At 62.8% G+C, this 21,900-nt stretch carries 21 protein-coding genes; 4 read left to right on the forward strand and 17 right to left on the reverse strand.

From position 1 onward, the window contains the following. Positions 1–63: 63 nt before the first annotated feature. The 6 genes from CXY74_RS02055 to CXY74_RS02080 form a co-directional block, all read right to left on the reverse strand. A complete protein-coding gene (locus CXY74_RS02055; RefSeq protein WP_233193156.1) occupies positions 64–996 on the reverse strand; it encodes an HAD-IIA family hydrolase in 933 nt (310 codons plus the stop codon). After that, entirely contained in the window at positions 993–2,498 is a 1,506-nt protein-coding gene (locus CXY74_RS02060) for an FGGY-family carbohydrate kinase (protein ID WP_104198893.1), read from the reverse strand. The genes CXY74_RS02055 and CXY74_RS02060 overlap by 4 nt, the downstream gene beginning before the upstream one ends. Continuing rightward, the gene (locus CXY74_RS02065) at positions 2,495–3,937 is read right to left on the reverse strand and encodes an iron-containing alcohol dehydrogenase (RefSeq protein WP_104198894.1); all 1,443 of its coding nucleotides are present in this window, start codon (positions 3,935–3,937) and stop codon (positions 2,495–2,497) included. The genes CXY74_RS02060 and CXY74_RS02065 overlap by 4 nt, the downstream gene beginning before the upstream one ends. Next, positions 3,934–4,971 carry an ABC transporter permease gene (locus CXY74_RS02070; protein ID WP_233193157.1) on the reverse strand — a complete coding sequence of 346 codons (1,038 nt, stop codon included), beginning with the start codon at positions 4,969–4,971 and terminating at the stop codon, positions 3,934–3,936. The genes CXY74_RS02065 and CXY74_RS02070 overlap by 4 nt, the downstream gene beginning before the upstream one ends. Before the next feature lie 3 nt (positions 4,972–4,974). Next, positions 4,975–6,585 carry a sugar ABC transporter ATP-binding protein gene (locus tag CXY74_RS02075; RefSeq protein ID WP_104198895.1) on the reverse strand — a complete coding sequence of 537 codons (1,611 nt, stop codon included), beginning with the start codon at positions 6,583–6,585 and terminating at the stop codon, positions 4,975–4,977. Positions 6,586–6,663: 78 nt separating this feature from the next. Then, positions 6,664–7,671, reverse strand: coding sequence for a substrate-binding domain-containing protein (locus CXY74_RS02080; RefSeq protein ID WP_104198896.1), 1,008 nt, complete (start codon positions 7,669–7,671; stop codon positions 6,664–6,666). A gap of 146 nt (positions 7,672–7,817) precedes the next feature. Here CXY74_RS02080 and CXY74_RS02090 point away from each other — a divergent pair, with 146 nt between their 5' ends. Both CXY74_RS02090 and CXY74_RS18155 read left to right on the forward strand, forming a co-directional pair. Beyond that, positions 7,818–8,864: a GAF domain-containing protein gene (locus CXY74_RS02090; protein ID WP_370446112.1), complete on the forward strand. Its 1,047-nt coding sequence runs from the start codon at positions 7,818–7,820 to the stop codon at positions 8,862–8,864. 22 nt (positions 8,865–8,886) lie between these two features. Next, positions 8,887–9,147 (forward strand): WYL domain-containing protein, encoded by a 261-nt coding sequence (locus CXY74_RS18155; protein WP_104198899.1) that lies wholly within the window; start codon positions 8,887–8,889, stop codon positions 9,145–9,147. Positions 9,148–9,476: 329 nt separating this feature from the next. Here CXY74_RS18155 and CXY74_RS17460 read toward each other — a convergent pair whose 3' ends face one another. After that, entirely contained in the window at positions 9,477–10,199 is a 723-nt protein-coding gene (locus CXY74_RS17460) for a hypothetical protein (protein WP_158252277.1), read from the reverse strand. A 28-nt stretch (positions 10,200–10,227) separates the two neighbouring features. On the opposite strand from CXY74_RS17460, the gene CXY74_RS17465 reads away from it, so the two are divergent. Next, entirely contained in the window at positions 10,228–10,647 is a 420-nt protein-coding gene (locus tag CXY74_RS17465) for a hypothetical protein (RefSeq protein WP_158252278.1), read from the forward strand. Between the two features lie 510 nt (positions 10,648–11,157). Here the strand turns inward: CXY74_RS17465 and der are convergent. From der to CXY74_RS02135, 7 genes are all read right to left on the reverse strand, one after another. Then, a complete protein-coding gene (der, locus tag CXY74_RS02105) occupies positions 11,158–12,669 on the reverse strand; it encodes a ribosome biogenesis GTPase Der (RefSeq protein ID WP_104126024.1) in 1,512 nt (503 codons plus the stop codon). Further along, positions 12,662–13,354, reverse strand: coding sequence for a (d)CMP kinase (cmk, locus tag CXY74_RS02110; RefSeq protein WP_104198900.1), 693 nt, complete (start codon positions 13,352–13,354; stop codon positions 12,662–12,664). The genes der and cmk overlap by 8 nt, the downstream gene beginning before the upstream one ends. A gap of 5 nt (positions 13,355–13,359) precedes the next feature. Further along, positions 13,360–14,442 carry a prephenate dehydrogenase gene (locus CXY74_RS02115; RefSeq protein ID WP_104198901.1) on the reverse strand — a complete coding sequence of 361 codons (1,083 nt, stop codon included), beginning with the start codon at positions 14,440–14,442 and terminating at the stop codon, positions 13,360–13,362. Between the two features lie 26 nt (positions 14,443–14,468). Next, positions 14,469–15,218, reverse strand: a complete 750-nt coding sequence (locus CXY74_RS02120) for a pseudouridine synthase (protein ID WP_233193167.1) — start codon at positions 15,216–15,218, stop codon at positions 14,469–14,471. Between the two features lie 71 nt (positions 15,219–15,289). Continuing rightward, positions 15,290–15,949 carry an SMC-Scp complex subunit ScpB gene (locus CXY74_RS02125; RefSeq protein ID WP_233193158.1) on the reverse strand — a complete coding sequence of 220 codons (660 nt, stop codon included), beginning with the start codon at positions 15,947–15,949 and terminating at the stop codon, positions 15,290–15,292. Further along, on the reverse strand, positions 15,939–16,763 hold the full coding sequence (locus CXY74_RS02130; RefSeq protein WP_104198902.1) for a ScpA family protein: 825 nt from the start codon (positions 16,761–16,763) through the stop codon (positions 15,939–15,941). The genes CXY74_RS02125 and CXY74_RS02130 overlap by 11 nt, the downstream gene beginning before the upstream one ends. Beyond that, a complete protein-coding gene (locus CXY74_RS02135) occupies positions 16,747–17,664 on the reverse strand; it encodes a ParA family protein (protein WP_104198917.1) in 918 nt (305 codons plus the stop codon). Before CXY74_RS02135 ends, CXY74_RS02130 begins: the two co-directional genes overlap by 17 nt. Positions 17,665–18,120: 456 nt before the next feature. On the opposite strand from CXY74_RS02135, the gene CXY74_RS02140 reads away from it, so the two are divergent. After that, entirely contained in the window at positions 18,121–18,573 is a 453-nt protein-coding gene (locus CXY74_RS02140; RefSeq protein ID WP_233193159.1) for a CHRD domain-containing protein, read from the forward strand. Between the two features lie 11 nt (positions 18,574–18,584). On the opposite strand, the gene xerD is transcribed toward CXY74_RS02140, so the two are convergent. The 3 genes from xerD to CXY74_RS02155 are packed head-to-tail and all read right to left on the reverse strand — an operon-like array spanning position 18,585 to position 21,839. After that, positions 18,585–19,520 (reverse strand): site-specific tyrosine recombinase XerD, encoded by a 936-nt coding sequence (xerD, locus tag CXY74_RS02145; RefSeq protein WP_104198904.1) that lies wholly within the window; start codon positions 19,518–19,520, stop codon positions 18,585–18,587. 2 nt (positions 19,521–19,522) lie between these two features. Continuing rightward, on the reverse strand, positions 19,523–20,143 hold the full coding sequence (locus tag CXY74_RS02150; protein WP_104198918.1) for an NUDIX hydrolase: 621 nt from the start codon (positions 20,141–20,143) through the stop codon (positions 19,523–19,525). Between the two features lie 37 nt (positions 20,144–20,180). Next, positions 20,181–21,839, reverse strand: coding sequence for a CTP synthase (locus CXY74_RS02155; RefSeq protein WP_370446113.1), 1,659 nt, complete (start codon positions 21,837–21,839; stop codon positions 20,181–20,183). Positions 21,840–21,900 lie beyond the last annotated feature (61 nt).

Below are 21,900 nucleotides of genomic sequence, written 5' to 3' on the forward strand. Positions count from 1 at the left end.
TTTCTCTCGACGTCTTCGTCTGCGTTCACGAGTGCATATTCATTCGTGTTATGAAACACTATGCTACGCACTTCTGTGTCCCACTGCAAGCGATTTTGATGGGACATCAGACCAACCGAGTTGATCCCGTACGGCCGCCGGAATGACATGGTCCACTCGGTCAAGAATGTAGGTGGGCTGGTCCGCTGCAGCGGTGCGCGCCACCGAGTCGAGGTCGGCGTCTCCGGTGAGCACGAGCGCGGAGTCCATCCGGGCATCCACGGCCATTTTCACGTCCGTATAGAGCCGATCGCCCGTCATGAGGCATTGCTCAGGCCGTAGCCCCAGGGTTGCCATCACCGTTTCCAGCATGATCACGCTGGGCTTACCGGCGTTGGCGACGCAGGACACGCCGGTGCACGCCTCGATCGCCGCGACAATCGCCGCCGCGTCAGGTTCACCGCGGCCACCAGGAAACGGGCAATAGCGATCCAGGTTGGTCGCCACAAGGATCGCATCCCGCTTCCACAATGCGTCGAATGCGATCTGAAGCTTGGAATAGTCGAACCCTCGGTCGTAGCTCGCCAAGACGATGTCTATCTCATCGGGGTTCGACGACGTAGGGATTCCCGCATCCCGCAGCGCCGTGATCAGCGGTTGTTCAGCAATCGGGTAGACCGTCTTACCGGGGTGTTCACGCCTGAGCCAGGCGACCATGCTCACCACTGAGTTGACAACCTCCTCGGGCGCGACCTGAATGCCGAGTTTCGTGAGTTTGGATACGTACATTGCCCGGTCGAGCGTTGGGTTGTTCGAGAGAAACACCACCCGACGTTTCGTCTCGCGAAGGTGAGTAAGGAGCTGGAGCGCTCCGGGAAGAAGCTCCTCGCCCAGATAAATGGTGCCGTCCAGGTCGAACAGGTAGGCGTCGTAGACCCGTTCGGGCAGCGCCCGCGGTGCGTCGTCATCCGTCCGCGCCGCGGGCAAGCTCAGGCTGGTCGCCGTCGTTTCACTCACGCCATCACTTCGATCCGGTCGTGGAAGAAGGAACGGAACGCGGGGTAGATCGCTGCATATCGGCGGTAGAGCGCTTCGTAGTCGTCGGCTGCTTTCGGGTCGGGTTCATATCGGAACTCGGTGGCACTCATGGCCTCGGCGGCGTGGCGGATGCTGGGAAAAAGTCCCGCCCCAAAGGCCGCGAGCATGCCAGCGCCCAGACAGGTAGTTTCCCTCTGGCGCGACAATACAACGGGCCGGCGCAGAACATCCGCGATTATCTGACACCAAAGCGGGCATTGCGAGCCGCCTCCCATAGCAACGAACTCTTCCACGGTGTCCCCCGTTGCTTGCTCAACCTGGTCTTGACTTAGCCGCAGTTCGAAGGCAACGCCCTCCAGTACTGCGCGGTAAATGTGGGCGCGACGGTGCACGCCCTGGAGACCCACCATGATGCCGCGGGCCTCATGGTCCCAGTACGGCGTGAGCGCTCCGTTCCAGTAGGGAACGACATACAGGCCGTCACTGCCGCGAGGCACGACCGCCGCTTCGGACTCGAGGGTCACCTCAACCCCGCCGCGAAACTCCTCCGAGCAATGAGTGAACGTATCGATGAACCAGGAGACCATGTACGTGCCCGCCCCCACGAAGGTCTCGTACGCGAAGCTGCCCGGAATCGTACCCAGCATCGCTCGATACGCCCTGTCGGGCTGGTAATGAGAGGAATACGTTCCAGAGATCAGGCCGGTACCGATATTGAGGTACGCCCGCCCCGGCGCCGCGACCCCCGCGCCGAGGCCGGCGCACTGTCCGTCACCGGCTCCCGCAACGATGAGCGTGCCAGGGCGCAGACCGAGAAGTTCGGCGGCATCGACGGTGAGACCTCCGATGACGTCTCCAGGAAAGTGCAGGGTCGACAGTTGAGAGCGGTCGAGACCGAGGTGCGTCAGGACGGCCGGGTCGTAGTCGCCGGTTCGAATGTCGACGAGGCCGGTGGGGTCCATACTTGCCGTCGAGGTCGCCCAGAGGTCGGTCATACAGTGCACCAGATGGCCATGCACCTCCACGACGTGCGCCGTACGACGCAAATTCTCGGGTTCATGCTCGGCCATCCAGAGCAATTTATAGTACGAAACGGTTGTGTTCGGTGGTTTACCGGTGCGGTCGTGTACATCGGCCGAACCAAACCGGTCCACTTGCTCGCCGGCCCTGGAATCGAGCCACAGCATCGCGGGTCGCACGGCTTCGCCGTCGTCGTCGAGGCACACGAAACTCTCGCGCTGGTGGGTCACGGATAGGGAAACAACCCGCCTGACGTCGAGGCCCGCGACGGCGCTGCGCACCGCGCTTTGCATAGCTGTCCACCATTGGCGCGGATCTTGTTCGCCGCGCCCCGGCGCGGGGATACTCAAGTCAAGTTCGGCCCGCCCACTGGCAACCTCGGTGCCATCCGCGTTCCAGACACTCGCTTTCGCGCCGGTGGTTGAGCAGTCCACCGCAATGACCACGCGATCATCGCTCATGACGTCGGCTCACTCTCCGCCTGAAAGGCCTGCTCAATCACCGCGTCCACGTCGGCCGGCGTCCACGAGCCAAGGAGGAAGAGCAGGTCGATGACCGTGAAGCGGTCGCGCATGAAAAGGCAATTCGCGACAGCCCACCGCCAGATGTCCGGGGTGACCCATTCGACAAGGTCACCCGGCGTTGTGGGTGACCCCGCAGCAAGCAGACCGGCAGACAACGACGCGGGCGTGGGGACCGTGGCAGCAATCGCGACGCCATCCGAGACCGCGTTGGCGACGAGGCCCTTCATGCGCTCCGGGTCGGCGTTCCACGCTTTGATCTTGCGGGCGTAATCGGACCAGCATTCTTCACCGCGACCGCCGGTCTCGTCGCATACATCGAACGCTTGCTTCACCTGCTGTTCGAGGTCGCTCGCAGCGGGGAAACGTACTGTGAACTCACCCTCGGCCACTCGGCGGCGCAAGAGGTCCCACGCTGCGGACGCAACCTGAGTTGCAACGCCAACCTGCGCTCCGTGGAGGCCGGTCGGCAAATTGTGGGCGGCGGCATACATGTCGAGCATGTGCGAAACGACGTGCTCAACGCCGGAGAGGCAGGCCGTAGTACCCGCAATCCCTGTGCCCATTCCACGAATGGCGAGCATCCGGGTGAGGTCAAGCACGGCTCCCGGTGCACCCTCGGCGAGGCCGTCTGCCCAGGTGGCGGGGTCGCCAGCGAACTCGAGCAGAAAATCCCTCGGGGTCAGCCGAAAACTGTTGTCGAAGCCCAGGCGGTTGGCGAGTTCCCAGTCGGCGGGAGCGGTGTAGAGCGACAGCACCTCACCAAAACCGGCAGTGTTCATGGCAACGGGTGCGTCTGCGATTGTCGTGGTGTCGGCGAGCACGACGTCGGGCCACCGGGATGGGATAGTGCGCTTCACCCCATTGCGCAGGACCACCGAGACGTTGTCGGTAAAGCCGTCGACGGATGCTGCGGTTTGCACGATCACGAGCGGGATTCCACCCAGGCGGTCGGTGGCCACTTTCCCGATGTCGGAAATAGTACCGCTACCGATCGCGACGGCGCAGTCATACCCTTTGATAGCAGCCGTCGCAGTTTCGAGCGCGTCTTCGTCTGCGTGCAGCTGTCCCCCGTGGCCGAGCACGACAATCTCGATCGCGAACGCTTCGGCAAGGAGCTCGCACAGTTGCTGCTTCAGGTCACGGCCGTCGCGCAGGATGGCCGTCTCATCGACCAGCACTGCGACTCGACGCGTTCCTGTCGGTCCGTCGGCTACCAGGCTTTTCACCGCTGGGACTAAATCGAAGCTTGCTTGGGGCGAGATCACGAGTGCCCGGATACTGAGCGGAACCAGGTCGACCGCGTCGGCTGTAGAGGCGATGACCGCGCGGATCGCGTCGAGGTCGGTGGGATCGGTGATTGAGGCGAATGTACTCATGTGTGCCTTCTGCTCGACTTTCGGTCAGTGAGTACCGCGGCGGCGATAACGGCGCCAATAACCACGGGCTGGAGATTGGCGGAGACGTTCAGAAGCGACATTCCGTTATTCAGGACTCCGATGATGAGGAGTCCGACGAACGTGCCAAGGAGGCTGCCCGACCCTCCAGAGAGGCTGGCACCGCCGATGACCACTACGGCGATAACGTTCAGAAGGTCGGCAGCGCCAGCGGTGGGCTGAGCGGAGTCGAGTCGTGATGTGACCAGGAGGCCTGCTACTGCCGCTAGTAATCCGGCGATGGTATAGACCAAGATTTTGGCGCGGCGCACGGGAAGTCCGGAAAGTCGAGCCACCTCCTCATTTCCGCCGATCGCATAGAGCGCACGGCCCGACGGCCGGAACTTGAGCCAGAATGCCGCAATAGCGAATATCGCGACGAGAATAACGCCCTCGATAGGGATGCCGAGAATGCTCGTAGCTGTGATCGCAATGAACCAGTCGGGGAACCCCGTGATTGGGTTGCCATTCGTGATGAACAACGCGAGGCCAGCCGCTGCGGACATAGTTGCCAGCGTTGCGATGAACGGTTGCAGTTTGCCGTAGGCGGTCAGGATGCCGTTGATGAGGCCGACGAGGGCGCCCACGATAAGGCCCGCGAGGAGCGCGACTTCGAAAGGCCAACCGGCCATTTTGTACATTGCGGCCATGGACATCGAGCTGAGCGCCAGCACGGAGCCAACGGAAAGGTCGATACCTCCCAGGAGGATGATCAGTAGCGCTCCGACTGACATGACGCCGACAGCTGAAACCTGGCTCAGGATATTGAGCAAGTTGCGAGGGGTCAGGAAGTACGGGGATAGGAATGAGAGTGCGACGAATATCACGATCAGGCCGATCAGGGGACCGGGAATCTGGCTCATTATTCGCCGAAACCGGCTCGTGTTGACGGATGCAGCAGACGTAGGCGCGACCTCGCCGTGGGCGGGAGAAGAGTCTGGCCGAGGCGGCGTCATGTTGCGGTCGATTATGGCCATGGTTCAGTTCTCCTGCGTTCTGATCGTCGTTTGATACTCTGCTTCGCCGTCGATCGGCGACTCCAGTGGGGATTCTTTTGGGACGTTGCTGAGCGCGAGGGCCATGACGGCTTCCGGTGTCGCGTCGGCGCGATCGAGAATCGCCCGCTGGAGGCCACCGGACATCACGAGCACGCGGTGTGACAGGCCGAGTACCTCTTCGAGTTCTGATGAAACGACGATGACGCCGACGCCGGTTTCGGCTAGGGCTCTGATGGTCTCGTAGATCGTCATCTTCGCTCCGACGTCGACCCCCCTGGTGGGCTCGTCGAGGATGAGTATTTTGGGCTCGTTCACCAGCCACTTCGCCAGCAGGACCTTCTGCTGGTTTCCGCCCGAGAGAGAGCCCACGGGAATGTCGAGCCGTCCGCGGATGTCCAGGAAGTCGCGCAGCTTGTTCGCGGTGGACGTCACCTTCTTCTTGGTGATAATTCCGGCTGAACTCAGCTCTTTCTCCCACGGAAGGGTGATGTTTTCGGCACCGGTTCGGTCCAGGTTGAGTCCTTGGCCCTTCCGGTCCTCGGGAACCATCGCGATCCCAGCGTCGATTCCCGACCGTGGGTTTCTGATCTGAACGACCTCGCCGTGCACCTTGATTTCCCCGGCGTCGGCTTGATCCGCCCCGGCGATGGTTCGCACAACCTCGGTTCGGCCGGCTCCCACGAGTCCAGCGAAACCGAATATTTCGCCCCGGTGAACATCGAAGTCGATGCCCGCAAATACTCCAGCTTTGCTCAATCCTGTGACGGAAAGTGCAACCTCGCTGGTAGCGGGCTTGGGCGCCCGGTGGGAAAAAACGAAGTCACGACCGACCATCGCCTTGACCATTTCGTCTTTCGTGATCTCACTTGCCGGCCAATTTCCTACCAATGCGCCGTCCCTGAGACACACGATCGTATCCGCGACTTCTTTGATCTCTTCCAAGCGATGGGAAATGTACACGATTCCAACACCACGTTGTCTCAACGCTGCGATCTGGGCGAAAACATGTTGCGTTTCGGCCTGTCCGAGTGAGGCCGATGGCTCATCGAAAATGATGTATTTCGGTTCGCGGGAGAGGGCGCGTGCGATCTCGATTTCCTGCTGCGCCGCAATGGAAAGTCCGGCAACGGGGCGGCGTGGGTCAGTCTGTGAACCGACGAGCTCGAGGTATTCCCTCGCCTCGTCATTGATGCGATTGCGATCGATCACTCCTCGACGACGAGGCAGCCTCCCGATAAAGATGTTTTCCGCTACCGACAGCTCCGGAACCATACGAATCTCTTGGTGAATAAGCGCGACGCCATTTTTTAATGCGTCTGAAGGCCGAGCTGGTTCGTAAGGGATGCCGTCAATGGTCATCGACCCGCCGTTGGCTTCAACTATGCCCGCGATAATCGACGACGTTGTCGACTTTCCGGCCCCGTTCTCGCCGATGAGTCCAATGACGTTTCCGGGCCGGAGCGTAATGTCAACGTCCTTGAGTACGGGAACTCCCCAGTAGCTTTTGGAAAGCCCCGTGCAAATGAGACCCGCAGAATCTCCGTCTGCCTGGCCGTCGTGAGTTGTGTGTGCGAGTGTCTGTACCACTGTCATCCATTCATTGCGATCGCAATAGAACCGGTGGAAGACGGTCCAACGCGGTTACCACGTCTCCCACCGGCAGCTGTTCGATTACTTGAAGTCAGGACCGTAGAACTTCGCGGGATCGTTGTCAGCGACGTTCTCACCGGTGACGAGCACCGTGTCCTGGTACTGGAGTTTGGGAATGTCGCCGCCGTTTCCCTCGGCAATCTTCACCGCGTCCTGGACCGATAGTTGCCCCATAAGGTACGGCTGCTGCGCCATCGTGGCCTGGGTGAGTCCGTCTGCGACCGCCGTGAACATCGTCGGGAATCCGTCGATACCGACGAAGACCAAGCCGGTGCGGCCTTCCTGCTGCGCCGCCTTAGCTGCGCCCAGGGCCATGGCGTCACTTTCGCCGAAAATTGCCTTCAAGTTGGGATTTGCCGTCAGGATATTCTGCGCCGCGGTGAATGCCTTGGTCTCGTCCCAACCGGCTGATTCCTGAGCGACGACTTTCACGTCGGGATAGTTCGCCAGTGCGTTTGCGCAGCCTTCGCTGCGCTGCAACTCCGCGGTCGAGCCGAGCGGGCCTTGGAGGATCGCTATGTCGCCGGCGCCACCGAACTGGTCAAACATCCAGGTGCACAGCTTCTCGGCTGCCGCGACACTGTCCGTCGCGATGTAGGTCGCAAGTTTGCCGTTGCCAGACTCAGGCTTTTGGTCGACGGCAACGATCGGAATACCGGCGTCATTGGCCAGCTTGACGCCGGCTGCTGCTGACGTCGCGTCCTGGGCGATGAAAATGATCACATCGACCTGCTGGGTGATCAAATCCTGAACCTGGTTGACCTGCTGACCGGAATTGTTATTGGCGGAGAGCGTGACGAGCTTATAACCGGCCTCGTCTGCAGCCTGCTCCATCCCGTCAACGGCCGCGACGTAAAACAGCGACTTTTGGTCCGCGACTGCAATACCAATCGTTTTGCCATTCTCGTTGCCGTTCCCGGAAGCGCCTGTCGGGGAGACAGTGGGGCTGCAGCCGGTAAAGAGCAGAGCGGCCGATAAAGCGGCTGCGGTCGCGAACATATGTTTTGGTCGAATTTTAATGCTCTGCATGCGTTTCTCCTTTGAAACTGTTCACGGCTTGTTGCATATTTATTCATAAGATGATCGACCATTCGGTCTTGGTCGAGTCTGACACGCCCCCAAAGGTCTGTCAAGAACCTGCCCTGCTTCGGGGCCAATGGCTTGCCTGACTGATCATGAAGGCAGCGAAGAATACGGCGACGGCACTGGGCCCAATGACCGCGTGGTGCTGTTCGAAGAAGTCGAGGATCATGGTCGGCGAGCTTGGCAAAATATCACCGGCCGCCGGCACGGGGATGAACGCGATTTGCGCGGCCGATGCCGTAGCCGAGCTGGTCGCCCAGAGCGGCTGGCTGATCACCCCGCTAAAGGTGAGAACGTCGCCGAAGTTGGGAACGTCGCTGAAGAACAGCAAAGTATCGCCGAGAAGGAAAACGCCTTTCTCCCAAAATACTGAGATTCGGGCGGAGCTCGTTACCAATTTTGGGAAGGAGTCCAGAATGGTGGGTATGACGAAACTGTCCCGTGCTTCGCTGGTGAGCGGAGCATTTGTGCAACTGGCTGACGCGCTGGTGGGAGAGTACGACTCTGCTGATCTGCTGCGTACTTTGGTCGATCAGTGTGTTGTGTTGCTTGACGCCACGGCAGCGGGTCTTCTCCTGGCGGACCAACACGGCAATCTTCAGGTCATCGCCTCCACGAGTGAGGAAAGCCGTCGTGTCGAGGTGCTGCAACATGAGGCCGGCGCCGGTCCGTGCGTCGACGCCTATCGATCCGGTACGGTCGTCACCCTGAGCGATATTGCATCGGATGGTAACGACTATCCCGATTTTCAGGCAGCAGCGTTGGCCCAAGGTTTTCAATCCGTACACGCCATTCCGATGCGCTTTCGTCCAAATACAATCGGCGCACTGAATCTGTTTCGAAGTCACAAAGGTGCGTTGAGTGATGAGGATGCGGTCATCGGGCAGGCCCTGGCCGACGTGGCGACCATCACTCTCCTTCACGAACGTACAGCTCGAAAAAACGCGACGGTGAACGCTCAGCTTCAACACGCACTGAACAGCCGAGTTTTCATCGAGCAGGCAAAGGGCGTCATCGCGGCACGCAACAACATCAATATGGATGAGGCCTTCAAGCGTCTCCGCGCGCACGCCCGTTCACGTCAGGAGCCTATGCACAGAAGTGCCGCTGACGTGATCAACAATCTGATTCTGATCTAGACGGTGTATCCCGTAGCGCCCGCTGACCCGGTGGTCGAAAGAATCGCCGGCGGAGAACCGCCCGAGCCGCCGCTACTCGGGAGAGACCACAAACAGACAGCTTGGACCGTTGCACCTCGTGCGTGCGATGGGCCACGGGTACCTCCTCGCTTACAGCCTCGAGGCGGCCGACGGGCGGACCTTTCGCGTTGACCGCCTCAGCGAGGCGCAGATGACCGACAAGCCCAGCTATCCGCGGAAACCTCCAGCCGGGGACCTGCACGAATATGTGACGATGCACTGAGCAAGCGGATGGCGCCAGGTGACCGAGATCGTTCGCGTGCACGCTCCGCGCGCCACGGTCGTTCCCTGGATCAAACCGGCCTGCGGAACAGTCCCGTTTCTCGCAGTGCTTCGGGTGCCTTGGGCGTGCCCGGCTAGTTTCCCGGCTCGGGAGGTCGAACCCCCGATTTGAAGGTGCAGACGCTTTGCTCACAATAAGCGCAAAAAAGCGGCCGGACCTGCGCAAACAGGACCGGCCACATCTCTCTCACAAATTTTGAGTTTACGCATCACACACGCACTAGCTGCCGTAGTACTGGCTAGGTTCCAGCGCCATGATGGCGATCAGGACTACCCTTTTTTGATCGTGACGAGGGTGTCGTCGGGCACGTAGTAGTTGTCTGCAAAGTCAATCTTGGTGGTCGTCGGGGCGATCACGGCGCAGTTGGAAAGGCGAGAATCACGGCCGAAACTGTTGTCGGTAATGGTCGCTCCCTTGATCGGGCCGTGTGACTTTTCCGCAATGTTCACGGTGCAGGCTCCACCGTTCGCGAAGTTGTCGCTAAAAGTGAAGTTGGAGACCGGTCCCCGGTCCTGCGTGATCTGCACGGCAGCGCTGTGCGAATCGGTGAGCCGGTTGCCGGTTACGCTCACGTTGTTTCCAGCCTGAATCTGTATGCCATCGTCGTGACTGGCGGAACCGCCCTGATTCGGGTCATTGCTGTAATGCATGTGATCGTGGATCCAGGAATCCTGCAGACTCACGTTGCTTCCGGTGATGTGAATGCCATCGATGACGTTATTGATGTTCAAGCGTGTTGCCGTGAAGTTATAGCCGTAGATTCCATTGGCGTGGGGCGAAGCGGTGCTTGGGGACAGTTCGGTGTCGGTGACAACCAGGTTTCGGTGTCCGCCGAGGTTATTGATTAGTGCCCCTGGACCGTTCATGGTGCGACCCCGAATGATGGAATTCTTGATGGTCACATCGGGGGCACTGATCTTGATCAGGCCTCGAACATCGAGGCCATTCAGCACGGTGCCCGGCTTGGTCACGTTAATGTCACCATTGTGCACGGTTAAAGCGGTTCCAGAGGGAACGCCCGTGTTGGAAACACCCGGCGTTCCACTCGTCACCGGCGAAGGCTCCGGAGTGGGACTCGGTACGGGAGCCGGCGCCGGCGCGGGAACCGGTGCCGGAGTAGGTGCCGGCGCGGGAACCGGTGCCGGAGTGGGTGCCGGAGCCGGAGTGGGTGCTGGAGCCGGTGTCGGTGTGGGAGTCGGATCCGGTGTCGGAGCCGGCGCACGAACGGGCTCCGGAGCCGGTGCCGGGCTGCCTTCGGCGCGCTCAAAGCCGTCGACCGAAAGGTTCAGCGTGACGTCGGCGACGCTACTGACGGCGGTGACCGTGCCGTCCATTTCCGGCGTCACGGGAACCGTTATGGTCTTGGTTGGGCTGGTACCAGTCGGCGCGGTAAACGAGTACGTTTCCGAGCCCTCTGGACCGAGTGCAATTCTTACCTGAGTTTGTGAAGCGACCTCAGAGGTGAAGAACTTCACATCGACAGATTTCAGACCGGACGGTACTGTACCCAAGTCGGTGGTGACTCTTCTGTGCTCGGGAATCACAATCGATGCGCTCAGTGCCTCGGCGTTGCTGCTATCAGCTTGAGCCGGACTGACAGCGAGACCGGACAGGGCGACGACGGAAACTGCCAGAACCGAAAGAACGGCCTTCCGTGGAGCCGTGCTGGTGGAGACAGTCGGGGTGGTGCCAGTTGAGAATTGATTTGAAAAAGATGTGCGGGTATTTCTGGATGCCATTGGTTAGTTACGTATATTCTTTGTCGCGCACAAGTCCGGGAACGTGCGGTTGATCGGCCGTAGGGGGCCACAATGTACTCCATGAGCATTGCCCACTTAGGGTGCGCACGCAAATCGAGTGACCTCATTTACGCTGCCGCGACGGGCACTCGCACTCAAAAAAAGCGGCCGGACCTGCGCTAACAGGTCCGACCGCTTGAAGTCTGCGAATCTAGCGTTTGCGCTTCTCACGCACGCGCATGCTGAGGTTGATCGGGCTCCCCTCGAAGCCGTAGATCTCGCGCAGGCGTCGCTGAATGTAGCGGCGGTAGCCCGGGTCGAGGAACCCGGTGGTGAACACCACAAACGTCGGCGGGCGGCTCGAGGCCTGCGTACCGAACAGAATCCGCGGCTGCTTGCCGCTGCGCACAGGGTGCGGATGGGCGGCAGCGAGCTCGGCCAGGAAAGCGTTGAACTTGCCCGTGGCGATGCGGGTGTCCCACGATTCGAGCGCGAGCTCAAGCGCCGGAACCAGCTTTTCCATATGGCGACCGGTTTTGGCCGAGATGTTTACGCGCGGGGCCCAAGCCACGTGCGCCAAGTCCTGCTCGATTTCCCGCTCCAGGTATCGGCGACGGTCGTCGTCGATCTGGTCCCACTTGTTGAACGCCAGAACGAGTGCACGGCCCGATTCGATGACGAGGTCGATGACGCGAATATCTTGCTCGCTGATGACCTCGGTCACGTCGAGCAACACAACGGCAACCTCGGCCTTTTCCAAAGCCGCGCTGGTGCGCAGGGAGGCGTAGAAGTCGGCGCCCTGGGAGAGGTGCACACGACGGCGAATGCCGGCGGTGTCGACGAAACGCCACACCTTGCCGCCGAGCTCAACCTGCTCATCGACCGGGTCGCGGGTCGTGCCGGCGAGCTCGTTGACAACAACGCGCTCCTCCCCCACGACCTTATTGAGCAGGCTGGATTTGCCGACGTTCGGGCGACCGAGGATGGCCACGCGGCGCGGACCGCCGACCTCCTGCTTGGCAACGTTGGAAATTTCGGGCAGCACGAGCAGGATCGCATCGAGCAGGTCGGCAACACCACGACCGTGCAGGGCAGAAACCGGCCACGGCTGGCCGAGGCCGAGCGACCACAGGCTGGCCGCTTCGGGCTCCTGACGCACGTCATCGACCTTGTTGGCGATCAGAAAGACAGGTTTGCCGCTCTTACGCAGCATGCGCACGACGGCCTCATCGGTCGAGGTCGGGCCCACGTTGGAGTCGACGACGAACATGACCAGGTCGGACAGGTCGATGGCGATCTCGGCCTGGGCAGCGACGGAGGCGTCGATGCCCTTGGCGTCGGGCTCCCAGCCGCCGGTGTCGACGAGGCTGAACTTGCGCTCGTGCCATTCGCCCTTGTACGCAACGCGGTCACGCGTCACGCCGGGGGTGTCCTCGACGACGGCCTCGCGGCGACCGAGGATACGGTTGACCAGCGCTGATTTTCCCACGTTCGGGCGCCCGACAATGGCGATCACCGGAACGGCCGGCAGGTACTGAATCGCGTCGGGGTCGTCGGTGACGGCCTGCAGTACGTCGAGGTCTTCCTCGTCGAGGTCATAGTTGTCGAGGTCTGTGCGCAGCGCGACGGAACGCCGGGTGGCAAGTTCCTCATCGAGATTGGCGAGTCGTTCCGCCAGCTCGGTGTCGAGCGCTGCGCTCGTGTCGTCGTATTCGTTACTCATTCAAAGCCCGCTTCGTGCGTGTGTGGTAGACGTCGATGACCGCTTCAACGGTCTGCTCGAAGTCGAGATGGGTGGAGTCGACGGTTATCACACCGTCAGCCGCGCTCATGAAATCGACAACCTGTGAGTCAGCGCGATCACGTGATCGCAACTGTTCTGCCACGGTTTCAGCCGATTGGGTCGTTATTTCCGCAGAGCGTCTTCTCATTCTAGCCTCCTCGGATGCCGTGAGTAGAATGCGCACCTCGGCTTCCGGGGCCACGATGGTTGTGATGTCGCGTCCTTCGACGATGACTCCGGGTCGATCCACGTTCTCGGCGATGCTCCGAAACAGCGCGGTGAGCGCGCCCCGCACTGCGGGAAGGCGGGCGACGGCGCTGACCGCTGCACTGACCTCCGGTGAACGGATGGCGTCGGTCACGTCGGTCTGCCCCACCGTGACGAAGTAGTCGTCTGGGTCGGTACCGATCGCATAGTCGAAGTCTTTGAGGAGCGCGGTGACGGCATCCGTTTGGGTGTTGTCTGTGTTGCGCTCAAGCGCCAGCCAGGCCAGCGCGCGGTAGGCGGCACCGGTGTCGAGGTAGGCGAAGCCGAGGCGGCGTGCGGCGGCACGGCTCACGCTCGATTTGCCGCTGCCGGCCGGCCCATCGATAGCGACGAGGGTTGGGAGGGTGTGACGTGCCATGTACGTTAACCAGCAATCCGCCAGCCGCGCGCGGCCAGCTCTTCGGTGAGGCGAGTGACGGCGCCGGGCAGTACAGAGATTTCGGCGAGACCGATCTGAGCGCCGGGCGAGTGTTCCAAGCGTAAGTCTTCGAGGTTGACTCCGAGGTCTCCGATGTCGTTGAGCAGGCGAGCGATCTGGCCGGGCTGGTCGTTGACCATGACGATCATCGAGGAGAACCGTCGGTCCTGCCCGTGTTTGCCGGGCAGACGGGCCACTCCGACGTTTCCGCCGGCGAGTTCCTCGGCGACCTGGCGCTGCGCTCCGGGCGCGTCTGGATCTTCGAGGGCGTCGATGAACCGGTCGAGGTCATCTCGGTAAGCCAGCAGCACATCACGCACCGGGCCGGCGTTGGCGCCGAGAATCTGCACCCACAGGTCGGGGTCGCTCGCCGCGACCCGGGTCACGTCGCGCAGGCCCTGCCCGGCCAGGTTGAGCGAAGAGTGCGCTGCTCCGGTGAGGCGGCGGGCCATCAGCGTGGAGATGACCTGCGGCACGTGCGAAACCAGGGCGACGCCGAGGTCGTGCTCTTCCGGCGTCATCTCGACCAGGATCGCGCCGAGGTCGAGAATGAGATCGTCGATAGCACCGGCCTGCTGGTAACTGATCGCGTCGTGTGCGGCGACCACCCAGGGGCGGCCGATGAACAAATCAGCGCGGCCGGAGAGCGGGCCGCCCTTCTCCCGACCGGCGAGCGGATGCGACCCGATATAGCGGCTGATATCGGCTCCGCGCTCGCGCAGCTCGGCGAGCGGCGCGAGTTTGACACTCGCGACATCCGTCACGATCGCTCCCGGGTAAGCCTCGAGCTCGCGGGCGACGATCTCGGCGGTGACGTCAGGAGGCACGCACACGACGATGAGTTGCGGCAGATCGCCCGGCTGCGCGGCGCGGCCGGCACCGTAGTCGATGGCGATGCGCAGGTTGGTCGGTGACGCGTCGGCGAGAATCGTCTCGATCTTGCGGTCCCGCAGGCCGAGGCCCACGCTGGTTCCGAGCAGGCCGACGCCGACGATGCGCACCGGACCGACGAGGCGGCTTTCAGCCATGGTTGTATCCCCTACCGTTGCTGCTGTTAGTTCGCGTCAGGGCGCGCACTCGGCGCCTGGCGGGACACGGTGAGCAGTTGGCCGAGTTCTTCGCGGGTGAGTTCGCGCACGGCGCCCTGCTGCAGGGTGCCCAGGTTCAGCGGCCCGAATTGGCGACGCACAAGGTCGACCACGGGGTGACCGACGGCATCGAGCATCCGTCGCACGATGCGGTTGCGGCCGGAGTGCAGGGTGAGTTCGACCATGCTGAACCCGCCGCCGGGAGGGCTCGTGAGAATGCGTGCCTTGTCGGCGTGGATGGGGCCGTCGTCGAGTTCGATGCCGCTTTGCAGCTGGCCGATGGTCTGCGGCGAGACGCGCCCCTCGACCTTGGCGATGTAGGTCTTGGAGACGCCGAAGGAGGGATGGGCGAGCACGTGCGCGAGGTCACCGTCGTTGGTGAGAATGAGCAGGCCACTGGTTTGGGCGTCGAGCCGGCCTACGTTGAACAGGCGTTCGTCGAACTGGTCCGTGAATTCGCGCAGGTCTGGTCGCCCGCTTTCGTCCTGCATCGAGGAGACGACGCCGACCGGCTTGTTGAGCATGAGGTAACGGCGGGTGGTGTCGAGCTGCACGGCCACGTTGTCGACGGCGACCTGGTCGGTTTCGGGGTGCACGCGGCGGCCGAGCTCGGTGACGACCTTGCCGTTCACCCGCACCCGACCGGAGGTGATGAGGTCTTCCGAGACGCGCCGGCTGGCGACGCCGGCCGAGGCAAGTACCTTCTGCAGGCGCACACCGTCAGCTGCTGCCTCTGGATTGAAGTTGGGGTCGCGGGGCGCCGCGTCGCTGGGCGTGTTGTCCTGGGTCAAAGTAGATCCTCGAATCCGTCGGTGCCGCCGTCGAGTAACGGCGATAGGTGGGGTAACTCGTCGAGTGAGTTGATTCCGAGCTGGGTGAGCAGCAAGTCTGTGGTGGCGTAAGTGATCGCGCCGGTTTCACTGTCGGTGAAGGCCTCGGCGATGAGGCCGCGACCAAGCAGGGTACGCACGACGGAGTCGACGCTGACGGCGCGGATGCTCGCGACCTGCCCACGACTGATCGGTTGCTTGTACGCGATCACGGCAAGGGTCTCCAGAGCCGCCTGGCTGAGCCGGCTCGGATTCTGGGTCAGCACGAAGTCGGTCACGAGCTCGTCGTGCGTGGCGCGCACGTAGATACGCCAACCGCCGGCGACCTCGCGCAATTCAAAACCGCGGCGCACCGTGGAGGTACCGTCCGGTGCCGTGACGCCATCGAAATCGGCGACCAGCCGGGCAACGGATTGCGCCACCTCCGTAATCGGCCGCCCCACGGCGGTCGCGAGGTGCACCAGGCCCTGGGGCTCATCGGCGATCATGAAAACGGCTTCGAGCTGGCGGTCGAGGACGTAGGACTCGTGCACAGCGAATGCTGCGGCATCCGTTTCCCCGGCGCGTGACGGGGTGTCGATGATCTGGTTCACCATATTGCCGACTTCAGTTGTCATAGTCGGCTCCGAGCGAAGCGAGATTTTCGTCAAACCATTCGCGCCCGTCGAGCGATGGGCTGCTCCAGCGCAGGATGAGCTCGCCGAGGGGTTCGATTTGGTCAAAAGAAAGGGCGCCGTGGCGGTACAGCTCGAGCACCGCGAGAAACCGGGCGATGATGACACCCTTCAGGTCAACGCCGGCGGTGAGCGCCCGGAATGAAACCGGCTCCCCCGGCTGCAGCATGGCGACGACGTAGGCGGCCTGCTCGCGGATACTGACCAGCGGCGCGTGCAGGTGTTCCAGGCCGACAACGGGCAGCTCGCGCGGCGCGAGGGCAGCGGCGGCCAGCGCGGCGAAGTCGGCGAGCGACAGCGTCCAGACCAGCTCCGGCGTCTTCTGACGGTACTTCTCCTCGAGCCGCACCGATCGTACGTGACGGCGGGTCTCAGTGTCGAGCTGGCCGGTGAACCAGGTCGCCGCTTCCTTGAAAGCGCGGTATTGCAGCAGGCGAGCGAACAGCAGGTCGCGGGCTTCGAGCAGGGCTACGTCTTCGGCGTCGACGAGTTGACCCTGAGGCAGCAGGCCGGCCACCTTGAGGTCGAGAAGCGTCGCGGCAACGACCAGAAACTCGGTGGCCTGGTCGAGTTCCTCGGCCGCGTCGAGGCCGCGCAGGTACGAGATGAACTCGTCGGTCACCTGACTGAGCGAAATCTCGGTGATGTCGAGTTCGTGCCGGGTGATGAGTTTCAACAGCAGGTCGAACGGGCCCTCAAAGTTGTTGAGGGCGACCGAAAACGCGGGCTTCTCGGCCGCGCTAGGCGACTGCGCCACGGTGGATCAGTTCGCGGGCCACCTGCAGGTAGGCCTTGGCGGCTGCGTGTTCGGGTGCGAAGTCGGTGATGGGTACCCCGGCCACGCTCGCGTCGGGAAATTTCACGGTGCGGCCGATGACGGTCTCCAGCACGCTGTGGCCGAAGGCGTCGACGACGCGCTCGAGGACCTCGCGGGAGTGCAGGGTGCGCGAGTCGTACATGGTGGCGAGAATGCCGTCGAGTTCGATGGCGGGGTTGAGCCGGTCGCGCACCTTATCGATGGTCTCGATAAGCAGGGCGACGCCGCGCAGGGCGAAGAATTCGCACTCGAGGGGAATCAGGACGCCGTGGCTGGCGGTGAGCGCGTTCACCGTGAGGATACCGAGCGAGGGCTGGCAGTCGATGAGGATGACGTCGTAGTCGCTCGAGACCTTACGCAGCACACGGGCCAGAATCTGCTCGCGGGCGACCTCGTTGACCAGGTGCACCTCGGCGGCGGAGAGGTCGATGTTGGCCGGGATGACATCGAGTCCCTCGACCGAGGTCGGCTGGATCGCGTCTTTCGGGTCGACCTTGCCGTCCAGCAGTAGGTCGTAGATGGTGGTGACGTCGTGGGTGGGCACGCCGAGGCCGGCTGAGAGTGCGCCCTGCGGGTCGAAGTCGATGGCGAGCACGCGACGCCCGTAGCTGGCCAGGGCTGCGCCGAGGTTGATGGTCGTCGTGGTCTTACCGACGCCACCTTTTTGGTTGCAGAGGGAGATGATGCGGGCGGGACCGTGGCCTTTGAGGGGCTCCGGATCGGCGAATTCGTGTTTTTCACGTCCCGTCGGACCTACCGGAGCGTCGTCGAAACCGGGTAGCGAAATTCGCTCGCTCAACTTACGCGTCACTGGCCCGTCCTTGATTTGTCCTGCACCCATCACTTGCTTGATTGTAGCGAGTGGAACGACGCGTCGCCGCAAGGATCGCCGCGTAGCCCCGTCTCGGTGGCTCGGCAGGCAGCATCCGTCGCCGTTGTGGCGGGAGCGTAACCGCGACGATTTGAGCGATACGTTTCGAGACGCGAACCCGCCGAGGCTGCTTTTTACAAAGATGTTTCCCGGATTCACGGCCACGTTGTTGATCGTGAGGCAGTAGCGTCCGCCGCCCTGATTGATCAGGGCGCCGATCTGTACGTCGGTCGAAGTCTTCAACACCCGGAATCGGCCCGACGAGTCGGCGTTGCGGCTCGCGCTGGACAGATCATTGACGATACGCACCGGTTAGTTAATCTCGACGGACACAAGCACCGCCGGGACGTAACCACGCGTTGCGCACCGGGCTAACCGCGGGTAGCGTGACGGCACTGATAGCTTTCACCGACCAGAGGACGAATCATGAGCATGAAGAAATTGGGCGGCCTGCGGACACTCGCGATAGTGGCGGCCGTCGCGGCTCTGACCGCGGCCAACACGGGTGTCGCCGTGGCCAGACCGGATGGCAGCCCCGCGATCCCGCTGAACAACGGTCAGGAAACGACTGGGGCAGACACTGGGGCGAGTGGATTCTTTAGCTATGCCATCACCGGTGACCAACTGTGCTACACCATGACGGCGCGAAACCTGTCAGTGCCGGCTGTGGCGGGCCACGTCCATCTGGCGCCCCGTACTGTCGCCGGCCCGGTGGTCATCCCCCTCATTGTCGGCTCCGGCACCAGCTGGACGGTGCAGAGTTGCGCGACCGCCGACCCCGACCTGCTCCAGGCCATCAGCGCCAACCCCCGCGCTTACTACATCAACGTGCACACACCCACCTTCCCTGGCGGCGAAATTCGCGGCCAACTGAAGTAACCACGAGGTGACTAGCGCGCCCGCGGATGGGCGGTCGTGTACATGTCACGAAGGGTATCGACGGTCACTAGGGTGTAGATCTGGGTGGTGGCGACCGAGGAATGGCCGAGAAGTTCCTGCACCACGCGCACATCGGCGCCACCGGCGAGCAGGTGCGTCGCAAACGAGTGGCGCAGGGTGTGCGGCGACACCGGCACGGTGAGCCCAGCACGCTCAGCGGCAGCACGAATGATCAGCCAGGCGTTCTGCCGGCTCACTCGCTGTCCGCGCAGGCCGAGGAACAGCGCCGGTGTCGCGCGTCCGCGCGCTGACAGTATCGGCCGGGCCCGCACAAGATAGTCAGAGACAGCGGCCCGCGCAAAACTGCCGACCGGCACGATGCGCTGTTTGTCCCCCTTGCCGGTGAGCCGCACCGAGTCAAACACCTCCACGAGCACGTCGTCGACATTGAGGTTGACCACCTCGCTGACCCGGGCTCCGGTCGCGTAGAGCAGTTCGAGCAGGGCCTTATCGCGAAGGCGCTGAACGTCGTCACCGTCGGTCGCCGCCAGCAGCGCGCTGACCTGTTCGATTGAGATGGCCTTAGGCAGGCGCAGGGCGAGTTTGGGCGGTTTGGTGTCGTGCGCCACATCGGTTTCGACCACGCTCTCTTCGAGCAGAAAACGGTGGAACCCGCGCACGGTCGAGAGAACGCGGGCGATGGACGCCGCCGTCAACGGGGCTTCCGGGCGCAGGCCGAGATGCTGCACAAACGACGAGATGTGTCGCCGAGTGACCAATTGCAGGTCGGTGATTGGTCTGGGCGGGCCGTCGGGAGCATCAACCGCCAGCCACGCCGTGTACAGTCCCAGGTCGCGGCGGTAAGCGGCGACGGTGTTCACGGCGAGGCCGCGTTCGACCGCCACATGCCGCAGGTAGGAGTCCACCGCCGTCTCGACGGTCGTCATGCTCAGGACGTGATGTGCAGGCTGCGCGAATCACTGCTTTGCGGATGCCGCGGCCACGGCGAATCCGCGGGTGCAAGCGCGCTCCAGCCGCGTGAACGAGCCACCTGGGCGGCCAGAATGCCCACGATCAGAATCGGGTTGGAGACGCGCCTGGCCAGCACGGCGTCGACGCATGCGTCAAGCGAGACCCAGCGTGGTTCGATATCGGCTTCTTCGTGGGTGCGGTCGAATGCGGCAATCGCCGAGACGCCCCGCGCGAGATAGATCCGAATGGCTTCGTTGCTGCCCCCGGGCGTGGTGTAGAACTCGGTGAGCAACGCCCACTCGGTGGCGACGACATCCGCTTCTTCAGCCAGCTCGCGCTGGGCGCCGACGACGGCGTTCTCACCGGCAATGTCAAGCAGCCCGGCCGGTAGTTCCCAGCCGCGCAAGCCGGTCGGGTGCCGGTACTGCTTGATCAGCAACACGCGGTCCTGCTCGTCGAGGGCCAGTACAGCGACCGCGCCGGGGTGGTCGATGTACTCGCGGGTGATGCTCGCTCCGTTGTAGTCGAACGAGTCGCGGCGCACGTTCCAGATGGCGCCGTCATAGACCACGTCGCTCGCGGAGACCTGCACCGGCATGACGTCGTCCTGCAACACGTCGTCCTTCAGAAAATCGTCAGGCACTCAGCTCTTCCTTCACCTCGAACAAGCGGCTGGCCTCCTGGCGGTCGAGCGCGGCCTTGATCAGACCGCGAAACAGCGGATGCGCGTGGTTCGGCCGTGACCGTAGCTCCGGGTGGGCCTGGGTTCCCACGTAGAACGGGTGCTCCTCGCGCTTGAGCTCGACATACTCGACCAGGTGGCGGTCAGGGCTGGTGCCGGAGAACCACAGGCCGGCTAGTGCGATCTGGTCGCGGAAGGCGTTGTTGACCTCATAGCGGTGGCGGTGACGTTCGGACGCTTCGTTGGCGCCGTACAGCTCGGCGACCAGAGAGCCTTCAGCAAGGGTGGCCGGGTACAGGCCAAGACGCATGGTTCCGCCGAGGTCACCGCCGGCGATGATCTCCACCTGCTCTTCCATGGTCGCGATGACCGGAAACTCGGTGTCCGGGTCGAACTCGCTGGAGGAAGCTCCCGGCAGGTTGGCCTTGTTGCGGGCGTATTCGATGACCATGCACTGCAGGCCGAGGCACAGGCCGAGCACGGGGATGCCGTTTTCCCGGGCGAACTTGAGGGCACCGAGCTTGCCCTCGATGCCGCGGATACCGAACCCCCCTGGCACGCAGATACCGTCGAGTTCGCCGAGCAGCCGCGCGGCTCCCTCGTCGGTTTCGCAATCGTCGGAGCCGATCCAGACGATTTTGACCCTGCTCTGATTGGCGAATCCGCCGGCTCGCAGCGCCTCGGTGACCGACAGGTAGGCATCCGGCAAATCGATGTACTTGCCGACCAGGCCGATGGTGACCTCGTGCTTGGGGTGGCGCACGGCCTCGAGCAGGTTCTTCCAGCCGGTCCAGTCCACAACGTCGGCGGTGAGGCCGAGGGCGTTGACGATGTACTTATCGAGGCCCTGGTCGTGCAGCATGGTGGGGATCTCGTAGATCGAGGCGACATCGACGGCGTTGACCACGGCATCCTCGTCGACGTCGCACATGAGCGCGATTTTGCGCTTGTTCGACTCGGAGACGGGCCGGTCGCTGCGAAGCACGAGGGCGTCGGGCTGGATGCCGATGGATCGCAGGGTGGCGACGGAGTGTTGGGTGGGCTTGGTCTTCTGCTCGCCGGCTGCGCCGAGGAACGGCACGAGCGAGACGTGCACGAAGAACACGTTACCGCGGCCGAGTTCGTGGCGCACCTGGCGGGCGGCCTCGAGGAATGGCTGGGATTCGATGTCACCGACGGTGCCGCCGACCTCGGTGATGATAACGTCGGGGCGCACCTCGTCGCTGGCCTGCAGGCGCATACGCCGCTTGATCTCGTCGGTGATGTGCGGAATGACCTGCACTGTGTCGCCGAGGTACTCGCCACGGCGTTCCTTGGCGATGACCTGCGAGTAGATCTGCCCGGTCGTCACATTGGCCGATTGGCCCAGGTTGATGTCGAGAAATCGTTCGTAGTGCCCGATGTCGAGGTCGGTTTCGGCGCCGTCGTCGGTGACGAAGACCTCACCGTGCTGGAACGGATTCATCGTTCCCGGGTCGACGTTGAGGTAGGGGTCAAGCTTCTGCATGACGACGCGCAGGCCGCGTGCCGTGAGCAGGTTACCGAGACTGGCCGCCGTCAAGCCCTTACCGAGCGAGGAGACCACACCCCCGGTCACGAAGATGTGCTTCACGGTGCCGTCTGAATTGCCCGGGCCGCCTATTTGCGTGTTGTCTGAACCGCGTGTATTTATA

This window comes from Cryobacterium sp. Y29, from assembly GCF_002929825.1.
Classification (GTDB): domain Bacteria; phylum Actinomycetota; class Actinomycetes; order Actinomycetales; family Microbacteriaceae; genus Cryobacterium.

What these genes read in the sequence shown, in the direction of transcription:
- CXY74_RS02060 (WP_104198893.1), bottom strand. Translation starts at nt 2,498, where the DNA reads ATGAGCGATGATCGCGTGGTCATTGCGGTGGACTGCTCAACCACCGGC.
- CXY74_RS02065 (WP_104198894.1), bottom strand. Translation starts at nt 3,937, where the DNA reads ATGAGTACATTCGCCTCAATCACCGATCCCACCGACCTCGACGCGATC.
- CXY74_RS02070 (WP_233193157.1), bottom strand. Translation starts at nt 4,971, where the DNA reads ATGGCCATAATCGACCGCAACATGACGCCGCCTCGGCCAGACTCTTCT.
- CXY74_RS02075 (WP_104198895.1), bottom strand. Translation starts at nt 6,585, where the DNA reads ATGACAGTGGTACAGACACTCGCACACACAACTCACGACGGCCAGGCA.
- CXY74_RS02080 (WP_104198896.1), bottom strand. Translation starts at nt 7,671, where the DNA reads ATGCAGAGCATTAAAATTCGACCAAAACATATGTTCGCGACCGCAGCC.
- CXY74_RS02090 (WP_370446112.1), top strand. Translation starts at nt 7,818, where the DNA reads ATGAAGGCAGCGAAGAATACGGCGACGGCACTGGGCCCAATGACCGCG.
- der (WP_104126024.1), bottom strand. Translation starts at nt 12,669, where the DNA reads ATGAGTAACGAATACGACGACACGAGCGCAGCGCTCGACACCGAGCTG.
- cmk (WP_104198900.1), bottom strand. Translation starts at nt 13,354, where the DNA reads ATGGCACGTCACACCCTCCCAACCCTCGTCGCTATCGATGGGCCGGCC.
- CXY74_RS02115 (WP_104198901.1), bottom strand. Translation starts at nt 14,442, where the DNA reads ATGGCTGAAAGCCGCCTCGTCGGTCCGGTGCGCATCGTCGGCGTCGGC.
- CXY74_RS02125 (WP_233193158.1), bottom strand. Translation starts at nt 15,949, where the DNA reads ATGACAACTGAAGTCGGCAATATGGTGAACCAGATCATCGACACCCCG.
- CXY74_RS02135 (WP_104198917.1), bottom strand. Translation starts at nt 17,664, where the DNA reads ATGGGTGCAGGACAAATCAAGGACGGGCCAGTGACGCGTAAGTTGAGC.
- CXY74_RS02140 (WP_233193159.1), top strand. Translation starts at nt 18,121, where the DNA reads ATGAGCATGAAGAAATTGGGCGGCCTGCGGACACTCGCGATAGTGGCG.
- xerD (WP_104198904.1), bottom strand. Translation starts at nt 19,520, where the DNA reads ATGACGACCGTCGAGACGGCGGTGGACTCCTACCTGCGGCATGTGGCG.
- CXY74_RS02150 (WP_104198918.1), bottom strand. Translation starts at nt 20,143, where the DNA reads ATGCCGGTGCAGGTCTCCGCGAGCGACGTGGTCTATGACGGCGCCATC.